Origin of the sequence: Blautia caccae, assembly GCF_040095955.1 — a bacterium.
GTDB lineage: Bacteria > Bacillota > Clostridia > Lachnospirales > Lachnospiraceae > Blautia > Blautia celeris.
Genome location: NZ_JBBMFP010000001.1, coordinates 1 through 17575 on the forward strand (window position 1 = coordinate 1; position 17575 = coordinate 17575).

Genomic DNA, 17575 nt, shown 5'->3' on the forward strand with positions numbered 1-17575 from the left:
TGATCGAACATGAGCGAATAACAGGCGGATTTACCGCCTGCTGTTGACATGCCTTTTTGTAACTGTTATATATAAAGTAAGGGTGAAAAGCCTATTCTTAAGACTTTTCACCACTCATTATCATAGAAGAATCTTATTTACAGACTTTTCTTCATAGTCTCAATTTATCTGTAAGCGTAGGGTTTTACGCTTACGGATAGGGGATATTTTTACAACAAATGAATCTACAAAGGTCCCATGATTCATATTATCATGAGACCCCCATCTGTTTATTTACTAATTTGTGCGTAATACAATAAGAAAACTAATAATTCTATTATATTATTGATCTAGCCTACTTACTCATAAAATCATCATACGCCACTAATACCTCATCAGTATCTCCAATCATTTTCATCTCTCCATCATGAAGCCATAAAATGCTTGTACACAATTCTTTCAGTGTCTGAGCACTATGTGATACAATCAAGACTGTTCTGTCCTTATTTGAAATAAGCTCTTTCATTTTATTATAGCTTTTCTTTTTAAATCTGGCATCTCCAACACTGAGGACTTCATCAATCAATATAATATCTGCTTCTAAAATTGCAGTAATTGAAAATGCAAGTTTTGAATGCATACCGCTGGAATAAGTCTTAACCGGCATGTCTATAAATTTCCCAAGGTTTGCAAATTCAATAATCTCATCCATCTTTCCCCGGACCTGCTCCTCAGAAAACCCCAGAAGCATACCTGATAATAATATATTTTCGCGTCCAGTTAATTTTTTTTGAAAACCAACGCCAATGGAAAGCAATGATACACTGTTGCCATGTAGATCTATTATTCCTGAATCAGGTGAGAAAATACCTGCTATAGCTCTAAGCATCGTAGACTTTCCACTCCCATTTTTACCTACAATCCCCAGAATCTCCCCTTTAGGCAGTGAAAACGATACACCGCGAACTGCTTCATATACTTCTGTTTTAGCCTTTTTAAACTTCAGCAAACTCTGTTTGATAGAAAAAGACTTTAAGCATTTATATGTGATTCTTAAATCTTTAACGTCTAATGCAATTTCCTGCTCCATACTACATCACCTTTACATAACTGTTTTCATATTTATAAATCAGTTTAATCCCCAGTATGCACAACAATACTCCTATTACTCCCCAAACTACAATAAGCTTACGATATGGTGCCCCTGAATAAATCATACATCTCCTGGAAGATTCCATAAGCATGGAAACCGGATTACATTTCAAAAGAATACTTCTAAAAGGTTCCGGCACGCGGTCTCCAATAGAATAAAAAATACCTGACATATAGAATACCAGACGCAATACAACATTCATTACATTATAAAGATCATCTACAAACACACCAAAATGCAGCATAAAACAACATATACCAAATGTAAGAATCCCTAAAACCAATAATATTGGAATCATATACAATATATTCCATGTAACAGGAATACGGTAAATACCCATCATGATAATCACAAGGGCAAAGGAAACCAACATTTTAAATCCGTTTACCATCATCTTTTGAAGAATCAATACGAATTTAGGAATATACACCTTTGTGACAATAGCACTATTATTACGAATAATTTTTACACTTCCAATAACTGTCTTATTGAAAAAATTCCATAAAGTCAAACCTATAAAAACAAACACCGGAAAGTATTGTACTCCACTACGAAAAACAACAATAGCTATGAATGTGTATACCAGCATAAATAATAGTGGATCTAATACCCACCATAGCCAATTCAAATAAGAACTTGCAACCTCTGCCTTCAGGTCTGATTTTGCTGAGTACTTAGCATATTTATAATATTTCTTCAAATCAACTATAAATCGCTTCATAATAATATCCCAACCCTCAATCCTTATTTAAATCTTTTTTAATTTGTGTAGTTGAAATCTCCGGTGTCCTCGGCAGATAGACAACCTCACAGCCTTCCTCTTTCAGAAAATCAAATTTTCCTACCCAGTCATCCCCCATGACAAAGGTATCTACATGATATTCTTTCACATCTGTCCTCTTTTGCTCCCAGTTCTCTTCCGGAATTACTAAATCCACGTAGCGGATTGCTTCAAGCAGCTGTTTTCTTTCTTCATAAGAAAAATAACATTTTTTTTGCTTTTCATTCCAATTAAATTCATCTGTGGATAATGCAACAATCAAATAGTCCCCCTGCTGTTTTGCTCGGCGTAATAAGTTAATATGTCCATAATGCAGTAAATCAAATGTACCGTACGTAATTACTCGCTTCATTTTTTTATCTCCTTAAACATAGTTTTTATATCAGCCACAACTGAATTCTAAAACAATCTTACCGATTATATCACATAAACCAGGTTTTTTCAACTCTGTACCTAAAGTTGCACTCATATCCCTATATATTTAATAATACCGTGAACCGCATATGATAAAAAGAAAATGCTGCTTTTTATACGACCGTACCCCATATAACGATACACTTGAAATGTCATTCGCGCAGATTTAATTTTATTCCTTGATTTTCCGCCTTCACTGAGACGATATTTTAAATAAGGATAATTAATCCCTACACAGCGGCCATATTTTCTTAATACCTTTAACCATGTTATATAATCTTCATGGCTTTTATCATAACACATAGGAAATTCCATAGCCACATCTTTTCTTATCAATACAGAAGAACAATTGATGCTGTTATGCTTCAACAGCTCTTTATAGGTTACTATAGAAGTCACTCCAACTTTTTTGCCGGTACTGCTTCCGTCCGGTTTCATCATTTCTCTTCCTGTGGAACACATTACACAGCCCGTCTTCTTCAAGATTTCCAGCTGTTTCATCAGCTTCCCCGTTTCCCACCAATCATCCGAGTCCAGATATGCAATAAAATCACCATTTGCAGCATCTATTCCTTTGTTTCTTGATGCGGCGGCTCCTATATTGTCTTTATTCCTGATATAGTGAAAATCTGTACGCTTCATATATGGTTCTAAAACACCACGGGTGTTATCAGAAGAACAGTCATCAATCACAATCAATTCCAACGGTACATCCTGAGTCCAAACCGATTCTATTGCCTGTTTAATATATTTTTCAGCCTGAAATGCCGGCATGATTACCGATACCAATGGTTTTTCTGTCATGCTTCTTTCTTTTCCTTTTCTTCCTTATGAGACTCCCGCAACGCATTTTTCTGCGTATCCTCGACACCTTCTGATGTTTCTTTCTGAAATAAAATTTTAAATGTCATCAGCATCAGCTTCAAATCCAAAAGAACGGAATAATTTTCGATATAAAACAAATCCAGTTTCAATTTATCATAAGGCGTTGTATTATATTTCCCATATACTTGTGCATAACCGGTCAATCCGGCTTTTACTTTCAGTCTATAGTAAAATTCTGGAATCTCTCTCTGATACTCTTTCAGAATAGCCTTTCTTTCCGGTCTTGGACCAACAATAGACATATCCCCTTTTAAAACATTAAACAATTGGGGCAGTTCATCAAAATGAAGGTTCCTCAATATTTTTCCAACCGGAGTAATTCTGGAATCGTTCTTTGAAGCTAATCTGGCCCCGTTCTTTTCCGAATCTACACACATACTTCGAAATTTAAAAATACGAAAGACCCTGCCATGCAGTGTCAAACGCTCCTGCCGATAAAACACCGGGCCTTTGTCATAGCATTTAACTGCCACAGCACATATTAACATAATAGGCGAGGATATGATAATTCCTGTTAATGCAACTAAAATATCAATGCTTCTTTTTATTATGGCCTGACCGGCAGTCAGCCCCATGTTTTTAGATACCAGCAATGGCGTGTCAAACAAATGAATTCTCTCTGTCCCCAGTAAAATAACATCGGATATTTTAGGGGTTACATAACAGCGTACAGAATGTGCAAAACAATGTTTAAGATATTTGTTCCGAAGCTGAGAAGGTAAATCCCATATTATCACAGCCTCATAGTCATGCATCATTTTATATATTTCTTTATCACCAACACTGATGTGTACTTTACCACTGATATCATACTTATCTTTTCTGGAGTTCATCTTTCTGATCAATTCGTCCGGTGCTCTTTCTCCATATATAACCAGCATTCGTCGCGCTTTATATATTTTTGAATAAATGTAACTGGAACCCAGTGTCCAAAAAACAATTATCACAATATCTAGCAATGTAATAATAAAAAGCGGACCAGGAGATAAAAACCAACGGTTGATCAGCGTTATCTGCAAATATGCAACTACATTCGTACATATAGTCGCCAGATTAAGTGAATACATAATATCCAGCTTTTTTAGATACCCTACCCTAAGACCGCCGTAAAGTCTTGAAAACAGAATCAGAATCAATGCATAAAGCGCTATCAAAGCCCAGTTACCCTTATTCCAAAAAGGTTCAAATATTAAATTGCGATAATACTTATACCAGACAATACCAAACAATGACGTCTGAGCAATGACAACTAATGCCGTCAGTAAAAAAACAATAATTCTTTTATAAAAGTCTGTCGCTTTCAAAGTATAATCCCTTCTCTTTCTGCTACGCCTAATTTCTATCTCCAGCAGTATACCACAATTCTATATCCAATGCAATTTACTTTATTCTGTCAATAACTCCTCAAATTTCCGGATACTTTTCCGGTTTAACTGTTCATAATCCACATTCATAGGAAAATTTTTTCCCCGGGTAAACATTTTCATTCCCTGTAAAATCCCTTCCTCGCTGTTTTCTAAAAGAGTGCCTCCATACTGCCGTAAAAAACCACCGGGTCCCGGCACATCACAGGCCATAACTGGAATTCCCAGGGTATCAGCCTCCAGTAATACAAGTCCCAGCCCCTCGTAATAAGAAGTAAGCAGGAATAAATCACTCTTTTTCAAAACGGGCATGGGATTACTCAATGATTTAATTAATATGATATGCGCAGATGCTGCAGTCGCACGTGCTAATTCCAGAGTTTTACTGTAGAGTTCACCGGTACCGCCAATGATAATTAAATGAGACTCTCTTTGATCAAGCCAGTAACGTTCAAATGCTTTGATCAGCCGTTCATGTCCCTTTTCAGGTGAATACCTTCCAATATTAATAAACTTTACAGACTTGCCGTTGAGAATATTCATCAGCTCTTCTTTCGACACTGTAGACAGCGTATTGTTATCAAAGGAAACTGGCATTTTACTCCGTTCTATCACACTTTCATAATCATGACAATTTTCAATCACATGGATATTATCTTTTCTACCACTGATTCGTATCGTTGAACAACGAATATCTTCACTGACAATCACAACATTATCATAAGATTTATACACATCTTCCAGCAAATAACGAGATTGGTTTTTCTTTATAACAATTTCCTGCTCCATATCATTGTGAACCCAAATTGTTTTGATACATGGCGCCTGTTCAATCAAAGATGTTATATAAGCTTCGTAACCATTATAATGAACCACATGTTCAAACCGAACATTACCAAAATGTTTTCTCCACTCACGTTTATAAGCATGATGCACCCTGTTCATCGTTAAACGGCCTTTATAACCTGATTTTATATAAAGCAGCTGCGCAGCTCCTGTCAATACATCCATATTCATCTCACTGGCAATTGGAAACACTCCCAATTCTCCGGGTATTTTTTTCGTGCGCTCAGGTTCTGCTTTTACTGACTGCATCCGAAAAGAAATATAATAATTATACCTGCTTTTATCCACATACTTCATCATACTGCAGAATGCGGTAGTGATTCCATTCTGATTTAAATCACCTGCATATATTAGAATATTTTTTCTGCCGTTTTTTTTCATTTTGCCAACCATACAGCAATTCTCTTCTGAAAATACCTGTCTGCAGATTTTATCTGCTGCATCTCTGCTCTCATAAGTTCCATATTTCATAATAAACTCACTGTCCGCACTGCCGGAATCATTTCTCAATTCTCGTATGACATCATCCACTGTCTCCGCTATGGAAAAAGGATAGTCCTTTATATTTTCATACATCCCTCTTTCCATGATATACTCTTTATAATCATAAGCAAAAAGTATGATTTTCCTTTTGGTAATAGCAAAATCATACATCACACTGGAGTAGTCTGTGATCAGGACATCACACGCATTTAAAACTTCATAAGAGTCAAATTCCTCAGGTATGGGTTTAATATGTGAATATTGACTGATCTCAATCTGGTCCTGAATAAATGGATGTACCTTTATCAGTAAAATCTGTTCGTCAGAAAGTCTGCGGTCAAGCTCATACAAGTGCTGATGTATCCTTGTTCCAAACCCTTTCACTTCAATCTTGTCCGCTTTGCCGCGAAATGTGGGCATATACATAATCAACTGCTGCCCCTTATACCCCAGCTTTTTTTTCATATCCTCTCCGCTTTCACGCGAAAAAAATATGCTGTTTCTGGGATATCCCTCATGAAGTATCCTTCCCTCATAAAGATTGTCCAGCATATACGCCTCTGACATTTTTTCTTCCATATATACATTGGGAAATAAGAGATAGTCTGCTGCCAGTAAATTTCGCATTACATTTCCCATACTGTACACTTCATCTACATTATCTCTTCCCATCCTTTTCAGAGGGGTTCCATGCCAGACATTGAGATAAATCTGCTTCTCTTTTTTAATAAACCTTCCCGGAAAACTTGTATCGTTAACCAGATATTTCGCCTTCGACAAATAAAAATAATACTGAAGACTGCCTGTCTCTACTATCTTATTCACATGCAGATCATAGTTTTTGAGTTTCTGTATGATCGTTTTTTTTGAAGTTTTATTTACAACTAATATCCGCTTAAATTTGTTATATTTGTCTTTTTCCAATTCTCTGCAAAGAGCAAAAATATTTCCTTCCAGTGCTTTACCGCCTCTTGATTCCAAAAATATCATATTGGAGTCCAGCGGTACATGTTCATAAAAACTATTATAAAAAGGATACCATGTGCCGCTTTTCAGCTTTTTTAACACTTTAATAAATGTCTGCATTTGATTTTCCTCTCGGATAAAAACTATTATTTGTTTTTTATATCATGCAATATATAATCACATATCTTATTACTGCAGGGCTCTTTCAACTGATTAAAGTAAGAATTACATTTCTCTCTCTCGGAGTCATATCCATCCTGACCGGCTAAAGCCTTCCCCACACAATTTAAAAATTCCTTTTGACTTTCCGGTTTTGGCCCGGGAGTTACTTTTCCATATGGAAAATTCATTCCTCGTTTCCTGAGATATTCTTTTTGATCATAAGGAAGAAATATGATCGGCTTATTCAGTAGGAGATAATCCAGATAGATGCTTGAATAGTCCGTTATCAATACATCAAAACAATTCAGCCACAGCGCAATATCCTCAATCACGTCTTCATTCATGAAATGAATATGGGTACCGGCGTACTTTTCTGTTCCACCCTGTTCCTTTAAATGCATCCTTATACAAATATGACAGTTTTTTTTCTGAAGAAAGCTCTCCATTTCCTTTTTATCATAATCCGGGAAAGGAAACAACTCCGTATCTCCATACTCTCTGTAGGTTGGGGCATACAAAATAAGAGAAGCCCCTTCTTCTATCTTCATAGTCTGCAAAACTTCACGTTTTGCGGGTGTCTCCCACAAAACGTCATTTCTTGGCTGGCCCCATATTTTTATACATTCCTCCGGCACTGCAAAACTTTTTGACATGACAGGTACAAGATGTGTACTTGTTGTTAAAATATAAGTATATTTACTGGAAAACACATGCTTAAAATAGAACCGGCGAAAAAAGCTTTGCTTCTCCTCCATTAATACTATTTTTTTCAAAGGAATCCCATGCCACAAGTTTACAACTATGCGGTCCGGATTTCCTTTCCACTCATATACAGGAAGGCCGGCAGAAGTAAACCAGACACCTGCACTCAGTATCAATTTCATTCCTTCACTGCAAAGACCGTCAATAAAAAATCCCTCACCATATTGTTCTGACAACTGCTGCCGCTTTTTTTTGTCATTGATAACAAATACCGGCTTGATTTCCGGAAGTGTATCCCTTACATATAAAAACAAATATTTAGAATTATAATTAAAATTACAATTGTCAACAGATGAAAATACCCAAATATGAAAATCAAGCTCCTGTCTTTTATACAATTGCGCTTTCAATATATTTTCTACCTTTTGCAGCATTTCAGAATCCCCACTCAACTTTATATATTTCTATCATACACATGGATTACCATGCGCTGTCTACAATTTTTTCAAAATATTCCTATACAATTCCATCTGTATTTTTAAATAACGTTTCCCTTTTCCGTGTATACAGGATACCTTTTTGTCTCTGTTCTTCCCGGAAATCTCAAACCCATTTTTTATCCCCGCAATATACTCTCTTCCAAACCCCTTAACAGCAAAAAAAACTGCCTTCACTCCAAATCCCACTGCAAACAGCGGCAAATTCAGCACGATCTGCCAAAGCGGCATGTTTTTATATATCATGTACACATTGTTCCTGGAAGAATATCTGACTTTAAAAAGATTATACCTGGAGCCGCTGGTACCGCTTCCCACATGGTATACGCGTGCTGTGGGACAAAACCAGTTTTCATATCCATGAAGCCTGGCCCTGTACCCAATGTCCAGGTCTTCCAGATAGGCAAAATGCTCCTCATCAAAGTATCCGATTTCGTTTAAAATACTTTTTCTATAGATAGCAGCTCCCGCACAGGAGGCAAATATCTTCTTTCGCTTATTATAATTTTCCTCCGGCTTACCTTTACCGTCGGCAAAAGCCCATCCAAGGGCACAATAATAATTTCCGGCATCATCTATCCTGCTATGATCATGCATCCGCAGCATTTTTGCCTGACACGAAAAAATATCAGGACTTTTTTTAATGTCCTGAACTAAAGCCTGAATAAATCCCTCCTGGACGATAGTATCATTATTCAAAAGCAGTATATATTTTGCCTGTGAACTGTGTATTCCCACATTGACCGCCCCACAGAAACCTGTATTCTCTTTTAGAGCGATCTGTCTGACCTGCGGATAATTCCGGCTGAGATATGGAATACTGCCGTCTTCTGACCCATTATCCACCACTACAATTTCAAATGAAGGAAAATCCTGCATGAGCAATGCGTCCAAACACTCTTTTAAATATTTTTTTCCATTAAAATTAGGAATAATTACAGATACTTCATACATGTTTTTCGGAAACCTTTCCGACACAGTCTTAGAATAAGACTGTGTCCTGAGATTTTTATTCTTTTGGCCGCAGGGAATAGTTCCATTTTGTAAGAGAAAGATTTTTATTATAGTAAGGATCCCCTTCTTTTAAAAGTGTTTCCCACCGGCAGCGCATGAACTCAATCTCACTCTGAAATCTGCGCACCTTCTCTTTGCTGTCCTCTGTCCCACGGCTCTTTGATTCATAATGATACAGCTCTGCAAAAGGATCATAAACAACCAAATATCCTTTCCGGCGTACACGAAGGCAAAAATCCACGTCATTAAATGCGACTGTCAATTTTTCCTCAAATCCATTGACTTCAAAAAACACTTCGCGTTTTACCATCATACAGGCAGCCGTGACCGCACTTAAATCCTGCTGCAGGGAAGCCTTATGCAGATAACCGGTACGCTCTCCCAGCATGTTGACGAACATATGTCCGGCGATTCCACCGATACCGATGATTGTACCTGCATGCTGGATGGTTCCATCCGGATAATACAATTTTGCTCCCACAATCCCTGTATCCGGCCTCTGGCAGTGTCCGAGCATCTCTTCCATCCAATTAGGAGAAATCACTTCCATATCATTATTTAAAAACAGAAGATATTCTCCTTTTGCTTTTGATGCCGCATAATTATTGATCGCAGAGTAATTAAATGGCTTCTTCCATTTCAGAAGACGTATCCTGTCCTGTTTGCTCAGTTCACGATAATATGAAAAAATCTCCTCTGTCTCACTATTATTTTCCACAATAAGGATTTCAAAATTTTCATATGTTGATTTCTCAAAAATGGAGTCTATACACTTTTTCAAAGCTTCCTTCTCGTCTTTATTAGGGATGATAATGGAAACCAGAGGAGACTCCTTCACCTGATACTCCACTCGATAAAAACCATAGTCTTTTGTATGGCTGACCTTTCCGTTAAGACCACTGCGCTTTAAATTGCCTTCGATTGCCCGCTTTCCCGCTTCATAGGCATACATTTTGCTGGCCGGATTATCCGCTGTGGAAGCCTGATGAGTCCGCCAATGATACAAAATTTCCGGTATATGATGTATTTTTTCAGCGCTCTCAACACATCGGAATATAAAATCATAATCCTGGGCACCATCAAATTCACTGCGGAAACCGCCTGTCCGTTCCATGATTCCGCGTCTTACCACAAACAGGTGACAGATATAATTATTCGCCCGAAGCAGATCCGGATTAAAATCCGGCTTCAGATGAGGCTGAAAATGTTCCGACAGATCTGCCCTCACCTTATCTTCATCCGTGTAGATCACATCAATGTCCCGATCTTTTTCCAAAGCTGACGCGATTTCATACAGAGCATTAGGGGCAAGCAGATCATCATGGTCCAGAAGTCCAATGTAATCACCTGTGGCCATGGCGAAGGCCGCATTAGTATTCTCTGCGATTCCAAGATTCTTGTCCAGTTTCTTCCACACAATTCTGCTGTCAAAAGAGGAATATTCTTTCAGCGTAAATTCCATGGAGGCATCTTCCGGACTGGCATTGGCTATACACAGTTCCCAGTTGCTGTAGGTCTGCTCTCTCAGAGAATCCATCATTTCCCGCAGAAATTTTTCAGGTGTTTTGTATGCCGGTACCACAATGCTGATCTTAGGAGAATATTTCCATACCCGTTTCCGCTGTTTATCTAAATCTGCTTCTGTGGGACGGTAAGCTTCATACCAGGGACCATACGGAACCTCTTCCGGTTCAAATCTTTCGTGCAGACGAATCCAAAATTCCTTCGGTCCATAATGTTTTAAATAGCGGTACCCCTTCTGTATGGTATACGGAGAAAGCTTTTTCAAAATTCTTCCCCACTCCAGTTTTCCTTTAGACATAACTTTTACCTCTGCAAATTCCATTCTTTTGGGCAGATTTACCCGTCCTTTTACTTATATACCCGTACATTCTACCACATTTTCTGTTTAAAGGGAACCTCGGATGTGCTATACTAAAGAAGATTGAGTTTAAACGGTTACTGTTCACGGAGTGAACAGTAACTAGAAATACAAGGAGGTCATATTTTGAAACTGGATAAAAAACTCTCTTTTGTTATTCCCTGCTATTATTCCGAAAAAACAATTTCTCTTGTTGTAGATGATATTTTCAAAGCATTTCCAAAAGAGGATTATCAATTTGAGATCATATTGGTAAATGACGGCTCCAAGGACAATACCTTCTCCGTGATCAAAGGTCTGGCAGATAAATTCCCGCAGGTCATTGCCGTGAATCTGGCCAAGAATTTCGGTCAGGATGCTGCTCTGATGGCCGGATACACTTATGCCACCGGAGACTATATCATTTCCCTGGATGATGACTGCCAGAATCCTCCGATAGAGGCTCATAAACTGATCGCGAAAATAGAAGAAGGATATGATGCTGTGTTTGGAAAATATCATGTAAAGCAGCACAGTGCCTTTAAAAACTGGGGAAGCCGCCTGAATGATAAGATGGCTACCATGCTTCTGAAAAAGCCAAAGGACCTTACCTTATGCAGTTATTTTATCATGAATTCCTTTGTAAAAGATGAGATGCTGCGTTATGACAGTGCCTTCCCTTATATATGGGGACTTATCCTGCGCACAACAGATCACATTACCAATGTTTTTATCGATCATAAAAAACGTGAAGTTGGTACAACTACTTTCACCCTCGGAAAACTGATCATGCTGTGGCTGAATGGTTTTACCTCTTTTTCTGTAAAACCCTTGAGGATCGCAAGCTTTTTCGGAGGGTTCTTTGCATTCCTTGGTTTTTTGCTCACTATCATTATGGTAATCCGCCAGTTTATCTGTCCGGAACCGATCATCGGCTGGACTTCTCTCATGTGTGCCCTGCTCATTGTCAGCGGTCTGAATATGCTCATGCTGGGGTTGATGGGGGAATATATCGGAAGGATTTTTATCAGTCAGAATAAATCGCCTCAGTTTGTTGTACGTCAGCTGTACCGTCAGGAAAAGCCTGAAAAGGATGAGGATTAAGAAGAAGCCGTACGCGGAATAATGTGCGTACGGCTTTGATATTACATATAATTCGGCACAAAAACAAATATATACACGCCAATTGCTGATGCTATATAAACTATACAAAATAAATTTGAAATCCATCTTTTTACTTTTTGGCTCTTAACAAATTTATCCATTATGTTTGTGTAACCCAATGTAATAAAATACATAAAAGGAATTAACATAGGCATCAGATATCTCCCCTGTGCCTGAAAATCACTGGAGTATGCATATTTCACCAGCAGAATAAACGGTATGACCATGGCAGCAAGCAGGCATAGATGGAAATAATTTTTCATATCCCATCTTTTATTCTTTCTGATTGTAATATATACAGTATCTCCTGCATTATCTTTTGCATGTCTGACACTTTTCTGCAGTCCTGTGACAAAAAACTGTCTTCTGATCTGAAAGAACACTCCGGCAATCCCTGCTGCAAAAACAACAATATAAACCAAAGACCACGCTTTTGGCATAAAAATATCAAGAAAGCCGAATGTTCCTATAAAACTCACTGCCACAGTTACCAGCCAGTTGAATTTCCATTCTCCTGGAATCCAGAATAACATCTCCCAGATACTCATTCCCTGACTTTGTGGGGTGATTCTGTTAGATGGTTTTAAATCTTCCCGTGCATACAACTGTGCATACTCCGAAGATGTACGCATACCTAATACATCTCCATGATACAAGATTCCATTACGCACAAACCACCATCCTGCACAGATAACTACTACCACTATAATAAGGAATCCCAGAGAAAACATTTTTTTATAATTCCAACTCTTATCCTCACAGAACATGATACTTCCTGCAAAGAAAAAAACACTGCAGAGTATAAATCCATATGCATTATAATAAGAAAGCGCACACACTGACAGTGCCAATGCAAGCTCAATACAAACACCTTTCCCCCAGCCATTCTTCAAAGCTTTAACCCAGCACCAGACTATCCATGCTGTAGAAAATAAGGCTATGGAATCTGTATTTATATAGGAATTTATAAAAACCGCTCCCGGAAGAAAGCATACCAACACTACAAATACTTTTGAACTTTCTTTTTGAAAAAGCTTCTTACCTGTTTTTATAGTAAGTGCAGCTGTCGCTGTACCAAACAAAACATTAACTATTCTTGCTGCAATAACCGGTGCCATCTCTGCACTGGTAAATATAAGTGCTGCTTTTCCGAATACAGCTCCTGCAATATATGGAAGGATAGGATTAAACGCATAAGAAATCCCCCATAATTCATGACGGATCTCTGGATCACCACCATGGGGTAATGTTCCATACTTCATTATATATTCCACGATCTGATATTTCATAGCTTCATCCGGTGATGCGTTAAATGGTTGTACTACAGCCCAGAAAAGCAGGAAAACAAACACGCCGGTCAGAAATAAAATTTCCACTATTTTTTCTTTTCTTTTATTCATTATTCTTTCTTCTTCCGTGAACCTACATGATTGGGAACGATTCTTTCGCTATATTCTTTTTAATGAGAAGTCCTGACTATCCAAGGTCAAATTAGGATTATAATAAGGATCTCCATCTCTGAGTATTTCAGGCCACCTCTCTTCAAAAGTTTTAATTTCTCTGTTAAACCGTGCTACTTTCTCGGGTGTGTCCTCTAATCCCCTTGATTTTGACTCATAATGATATAATTCAGCATAAGGATTATATACCACAAGATACCCTGCTCTCTGAAGTTTCAGACAAAAATCAATATCATTAAATGCAACCTGAAGTTTTTCACTTAATCCTCCGGCTTCATCATATGCTCTTCGTTTTACCATCATACAGGCAGCAGTAACTGCACTGTAATCCTGCGCACAGATTATCCTATGACAATAACCGGTAGCCCCGCGTTTCTGCTGAACAAAGCAATGTCCTGCAATTCCACCGAAGCCTATGACAACCCCTGCATGCTGTATAGTGTCATCTTCATAATAAAGCCGTGCTCCGACAGCCCCCACATCTTCACGCATACAATATCCCAGTAATTCCTCCAAACAATCTGCATTTATAATTTCCGTATCGTTATTCAGCAGAAGGAGATATTCACCATTAGCTTCCTTGATGCCGAAATTATTGATTGCAGAATAATTGAAAATCCCATCCCAGTAAACTACTTTTGCCCTCGGATTATTTTCTTCTAATTTCTTGTAGTAAGCAAACGTTTCTTTCTCTGTACTGTTATTTTCAACTATAATGTATTCAAGATTTTTGTAATTACTTTTCTGCTCAATCGAATCTATGCAGCGTTTTAAGTCGTCTATATGATCTTTATTTGGAATCACTACTGATATTAGAGGATCATAATCCCTAATAAACTTTGTTCTGTAAAGTCCCAGAAATTCTCCCTGCCGAACCTGTGCCTTGACACCAACACGTTCATAATGTGCCTGTACCGCCTTTTCTCCTGCTTCAAAAGCATATAGTTTACTTTCCGGATTTTCTGCCGTAGAATCTTCATGACAACGCCAATGATATAAAATCCGAGGAATATGACAAATATGTTCCCTTCCCGCCTGTTCTGTACATCGAAAAATAAAATCATAATCCTGGGCACCGTCAAATTCTCTTCTCAACATCCCCACTAAATTAATAATATCTCTTTTGACTACAAACAAATGGCAGATGTAATTCACTGAACACAATAGATCAATGTTAAAGTCTGGCTTAAAATGAGGTTGAAAAAATTTATTTCCATCCATTGTCATTTTATCTTCATCTGAATAAAGAACCAGAGTATCTTTTTTTTCATTTAATCTTTTCGCGCATTCATAAAGTGCATCCGGTGTCAATTCATCATCATGATCTGCAAATACAACAAAATCACCGGAAGCCGCCTCAATAGCCGCATTCGTATTTTCGGAAATCTGCAGACTGGATTCATGAGGGATATAGACAATCCTTCTATCCTTCTCTGCAAACCTTTTTATAAAATCCCCTAATACAGAATTTTTTCCGCTTCCATCAGATAAACACAGCTCCCAATTTTCATAAGTCTGTGCCTGTATAGACCGAATAAGGCTTTCCAGATATTTTTCGGGGGTTTTAAACAAAGGAACGACAATACTAAACTTAGGCTCCCAGGCAAATTTTTCTTCCCTCTGCTGCGCAAGTTCTGCCTGAGAAGGAAGATGCTTTGGAAGCCATTTTGAATATTCGACAGGACGATTTTTACGATTTTTTGCTTTTGAAAACACTTTTGCTGAAAATCCTGAAATACCATGCATCTTCAGATAATGAAGCGATTTCCTATAATAAACCCCAAACTTCTCCTGCAAAATTTCCAAACGCTGAAGAGGTACAGGAAATACTGCACTTTCCGTTCCCGTCTGAAAAACTATTCGGTAGGAATTCTGCCTGTCATAATCTGCCTCCAAATAAAACCCTGACTTCTCACCAATATCCATTTCTGAAAACTGATTCTGTACATCCACTCTGTTCAGTCTTTCCAAATGGCATGGAATTTTTCTGCCCGTTTTATCTTCAAGACTGATATCAACCATCTGTTGTCCTGCTGCCCAGCCTCTAATTTTACATTTACGGAGTTCTTTATCTGTTGTAACCTCCTCAATATAAAACTGGGGTTTTCCCTGCTTTTCTGCCAGTTTCCCTGCATCGGCAGAAAACCAAAGAATCCTATCATTTCCTTTTACTGCATGAATGGTAAGTTTTCCGGACTTTTTTATTTGCTCCGGAAGCAAAACCACCATCTCGATACGCTCACCATTTTCAAAATCCAAATCCTGGAATCTTTCCAGAGCGCTGACCCTCTCCTGCCTGCTGGTTTTCGCTTCCATTACCTTATTGTCTAATTTCACTTCAGGCTTGTAGTTCTTTGGCCAGACACCCTGCAGAATATATTCTTTGCGGTCTGCTATATTAAATCGTTCTTTTTTGACTTCATATATCTCTCGCTGCATAAATACTCCTTTAGTTATCCTGTTCCTTTAACTTATCCCAAAGATGAATCTGCTCTACTTTTTGCTTGAGCAGGGAGCGATAAGCTCTGGTGTTTTCTATATAGTTCAGCTTATCCTTATAGAGCTGCAGGAGTTCTTCTAATTCTACGAAGCGTTTTGCACTCTCATGAAGCAATTGTCCCTGTTCTTCTATCTTTGCCTTTAATTCCTCTTCTCTTTTTTTACAAAGCTGCAGATAAGGCTCTGCATTATGCAGTTGAGAGAATAGAATTTCATATTTAACTCTGATGCTTGTCCATTGTTCTCCCTCCAAAATACCCAGGAGAATCTGAGGATCCCTGCTTTTAAATACCAGATCATTTCCCTCACATGTATTCGCATTATTTTCTGTCTGCTCTATTGTTATTTTTCTTATGCCTTCCGTCGTATCTGCTTCCATATAAATCATACGGATCATTACAGATGTATTAAGCGGGTCTATCCGGATTTCTCTGGGCATATGACATGGGTCCAGATTCAATTCCAGCTCAACTTCCTTTTGCCCCTTTAAAACAGGAAACATCCTGCTGTTTTCTTCTGAATATCCCGTCCCTCTGTCAAGATAAATCTGTGCATATGAAGATTCTGTCTTCATCTCCTCATCAAAATAATACACTTCCTGCTTATACTGATTTAAAATTCTGGAATAAGAGTAGTCCTTACCCTCAACATAGTGCATAAACCCATCATTCATTTTTGCAAACAATTTACGATCTTCTTCGTGTATATCAAAATAATCAAACAGCTCATTCTCTGTCATTAGCTTGTTAAGAGTAGCTTTGTGTTTCAAAGCAACAGCAAAAAGTGCTCTGTAAATTGCGAACTTAACCGGTATAGGAAAATCGAAGATCCATTCATAATCCAGTACAAAAGTATTTTCTCCACTTTCCACTAAATTATCAAATGTCAGATCAATATTCAGTCTTTTTACTGACAGCATTTCGGCCGGAATATCCATATCACCAAAAATCGAAACGAATTTTTCTGTTTTTTCAAACGGAGCCTGCTCATGGTACATGGTATCAAAAATATTTTTATATTTTTCTAAAACATCTTGCAGACGAGCCTGATCTTTATTCTCAAGTGCCTGTAAAATTTGTGTATAATAACTATCACCCGTAATAAAATCAAAAAAAACAGCTTTATTTTCAATCCTACAAGGCGTCAGAAGGCATACTCCCTGTCCCTTAAAGTATTGATAATTCTGATACATATTTTCTATATGTTCCTGTCCTTCCGGAAGAAGGGCTCTTTTACTAATTGCTTTTTTGCCGTTTTCTGTCACGTAAATTGCTGTCTCTATCTGAAATCTTTTATCACGCTCTTTTGTAAACTTGGAATATATTTTTTTCACGTTGGCACTCCT

The 17575-nt window shown here is 37.8% G+C and carries 13 protein-coding genes; 1 reads left to right on the top strand and 12 read right to left on the bottom strand.

Features of this window, described 5'->3' with window-relative positions; translation table 11 throughout:
- Nucleotides 1–334 precede the first annotated feature (334 nt).
- The 9 genes from WMO65_RS00005 to WMO65_RS00045 all read right to left on the bottom strand — a co-directional run bounded on the left by WMO65_RS00005 (nt 335) and on the right by WMO65_RS00045 (nt 11068).
- Nucleotides 335–1069, bottom strand: coding sequence for an ABC transporter ATP-binding protein (locus tag WMO65_RS00005; RefSeq protein ID WP_148393347.1), 735 nt, complete (start codon nt 1067–1069; stop codon nt 335–337).
- 1 nt (nt 1070) lies between these two features.
- The gene (locus WMO65_RS00010) at nt 1071–1853 is read right to left on the bottom strand and encodes an ABC transporter permease (RefSeq protein ID WP_148393348.1); all 783 of its coding nucleotides are present in this window, start codon (nt 1851–1853) and stop codon (nt 1071–1073) included.
- A gap of 16 nt (nt 1854–1869) precedes the next feature.
- The gene (gene tagD / locus WMO65_RS00015; protein WP_148393349.1) at nt 1870–2265 is read right to left on the bottom strand and encodes a glycerol-3-phosphate cytidylyltransferase; all 396 of its coding nucleotides are present in this window, start codon (nt 2263–2265) and stop codon (nt 1870–1872) included.
- Nucleotides 2266–2378: 113 nt separating this feature from the next.
- Nucleotides 2379–3131 (bottom strand): glycosyltransferase family 2 protein, encoded by a 753-nt coding sequence (locus WMO65_RS00020; RefSeq protein WP_349063528.1) that lies wholly within the window; start codon nt 3129–3131, stop codon nt 2379–2381.
- Complete coding sequence (locus WMO65_RS00025; RefSeq protein ID WP_148393351.1) at nt 3128–4516, bottom strand: sugar transferase; 1389 nt, start codon at nt 4514–4516, stop codon at nt 3128–3130. Before WMO65_RS00025 ends, WMO65_RS00020 begins: the two co-directional genes overlap by 4 nt.
- A gap of 81 nt (nt 4517–4597) precedes the next feature.
- Entirely contained in the window at nt 4598–6991 is a 2394-nt protein-coding gene (locus tag WMO65_RS00030; protein ID WP_148393352.1) for a CDP-glycerol glycerophosphotransferase family protein, read from the bottom strand.
- A gap of 26 nt (nt 6992–7017) precedes the next feature.
- Entirely contained in the window at nt 7018–8169 is a 1152-nt protein-coding gene (locus WMO65_RS00035; RefSeq protein WP_243128843.1) for a CDP-glycerol glycerophosphotransferase family protein, read from the bottom strand.
- Between the two features lie 60 nt (nt 8170–8229).
- Nucleotides 8230–9186: a glycosyltransferase family 2 protein gene (locus WMO65_RS00040; RefSeq protein WP_148393353.1), complete on the bottom strand. Its 957-nt coding sequence runs from the start codon at nt 9184–9186 to the stop codon at nt 8230–8232.
- 55 nt (nt 9187–9241) lie between these two features.
- Entirely contained in the window at nt 9242–11068 is a 1827-nt protein-coding gene (locus tag WMO65_RS00045) for a glycosyltransferase family 2 protein (RefSeq protein ID WP_187370663.1), read from the bottom strand.
- Between the two features lie 186 nt (nt 11069–11254).
- On the opposite strand from WMO65_RS00045, the gene WMO65_RS00050 reads away from it, so the two are divergent.
- On the top strand, nt 11255–12211 hold the full coding sequence (locus WMO65_RS00050; protein ID WP_033143059.1) for a glycosyltransferase family 2 protein: 957 nt from the start codon (nt 11255–11257) through the stop codon (nt 12209–12211).
- A gap of 41 nt (nt 12212–12252) precedes the next feature.
- Here the strand turns inward: WMO65_RS00050 and WMO65_RS00055 are convergent, their stop codons facing one another.
- From WMO65_RS00055 to WMO65_RS00065, 3 genes are read right to left on the bottom strand one after another with little or no spacing between them, the layout of a single operon-like run.
- Nucleotides 12253–13671, bottom strand: coding sequence for an ArnT family glycosyltransferase (locus tag WMO65_RS00055; protein ID WP_148393355.1), 1419 nt, complete (start codon nt 13669–13671; stop codon nt 12253–12255).
- A gap of 48 nt (nt 13672–13719) precedes the next feature.
- Nucleotides 13720–16170, bottom strand: a complete 2451-nt coding sequence (locus tag WMO65_RS00060; RefSeq protein WP_148393356.1) for a glycosyltransferase family 2 protein — start codon at nt 16168–16170, stop codon at nt 13720–13722.
- A 10-nt stretch (nt 16171–16180) separates the two neighbouring features.
- On the bottom strand, nt 16181–17563 hold the full coding sequence (locus tag WMO65_RS00065; protein WP_148393357.1) for a hypothetical protein: 1383 nt from the start codon (nt 17561–17563) through the stop codon (nt 16181–16183).
- Nucleotides 17564–17575 lie beyond the last annotated feature (12 nt).

What these genes read in the sequence shown, in the direction of transcription:
- WMO65_RS00005 (WP_148393347.1), bottom strand. Translation starts at nt 1,069, where the DNA reads ATGGAGCAGGAAATTGCATTAGACGTTAAAGATTTAAGAATCACATAT.
- WMO65_RS00010 (WP_148393348.1), bottom strand. Translation starts at nt 1,853, where the DNA reads ATGAAGCGATTTATAGTTGATTTGAAGAAATATTATAAATATGCTAAG.
- tagD (WP_148393349.1), bottom strand. Translation starts at nt 2,265, where the DNA reads ATGAAGCGAGTAATTACGTACGGTACATTTGATTTACTGCATTATGGA.
- WMO65_RS00020 (WP_349063528.1), bottom strand. Translation starts at nt 3,131, where the DNA reads ATGACAGAAAAACCATTGGTATCGGTAATCATGCCGGCATTTCAGGCT.
- WMO65_RS00030 (WP_148393352.1), bottom strand. Translation starts at nt 6,991, where the DNA reads ATGCAGACATTTATTAAAGTGTTAAAAAAGCTGAAAAGCGGCACATGG.
- WMO65_RS00035 (WP_243128843.1), bottom strand. Translation starts at nt 8,169, where the DNA reads ATGCTGCAAAAGGTAGAAAATATATTGAAAGCGCAATTGTATAAAAGA.
- WMO65_RS00040 (WP_148393353.1), bottom strand. Translation starts at nt 9,186, where the DNA reads ATGTATGAAGTATCTGTAATTATTCCTAATTTTAATGGAAAAAAATAT.
- WMO65_RS00045 (WP_187370663.1), bottom strand. Translation starts at nt 11,068, where the DNA reads ATGTCTAAAGGAAAACTGGAGTGGGGAAGAATTTTGAAAAAGCTTTCT.
- WMO65_RS00055 (WP_148393355.1), bottom strand. Translation starts at nt 13,671, where the DNA reads ATGAATAAAAGAAAAGAAAAAATAGTGGAAATTTTATTTCTGACCGGC.
- WMO65_RS00060 (WP_148393356.1), bottom strand. Translation starts at nt 16,170, where the DNA reads ATGCAGCGAGAGATATATGAAGTCAAAAAAGAACGATTTAATATAGCA.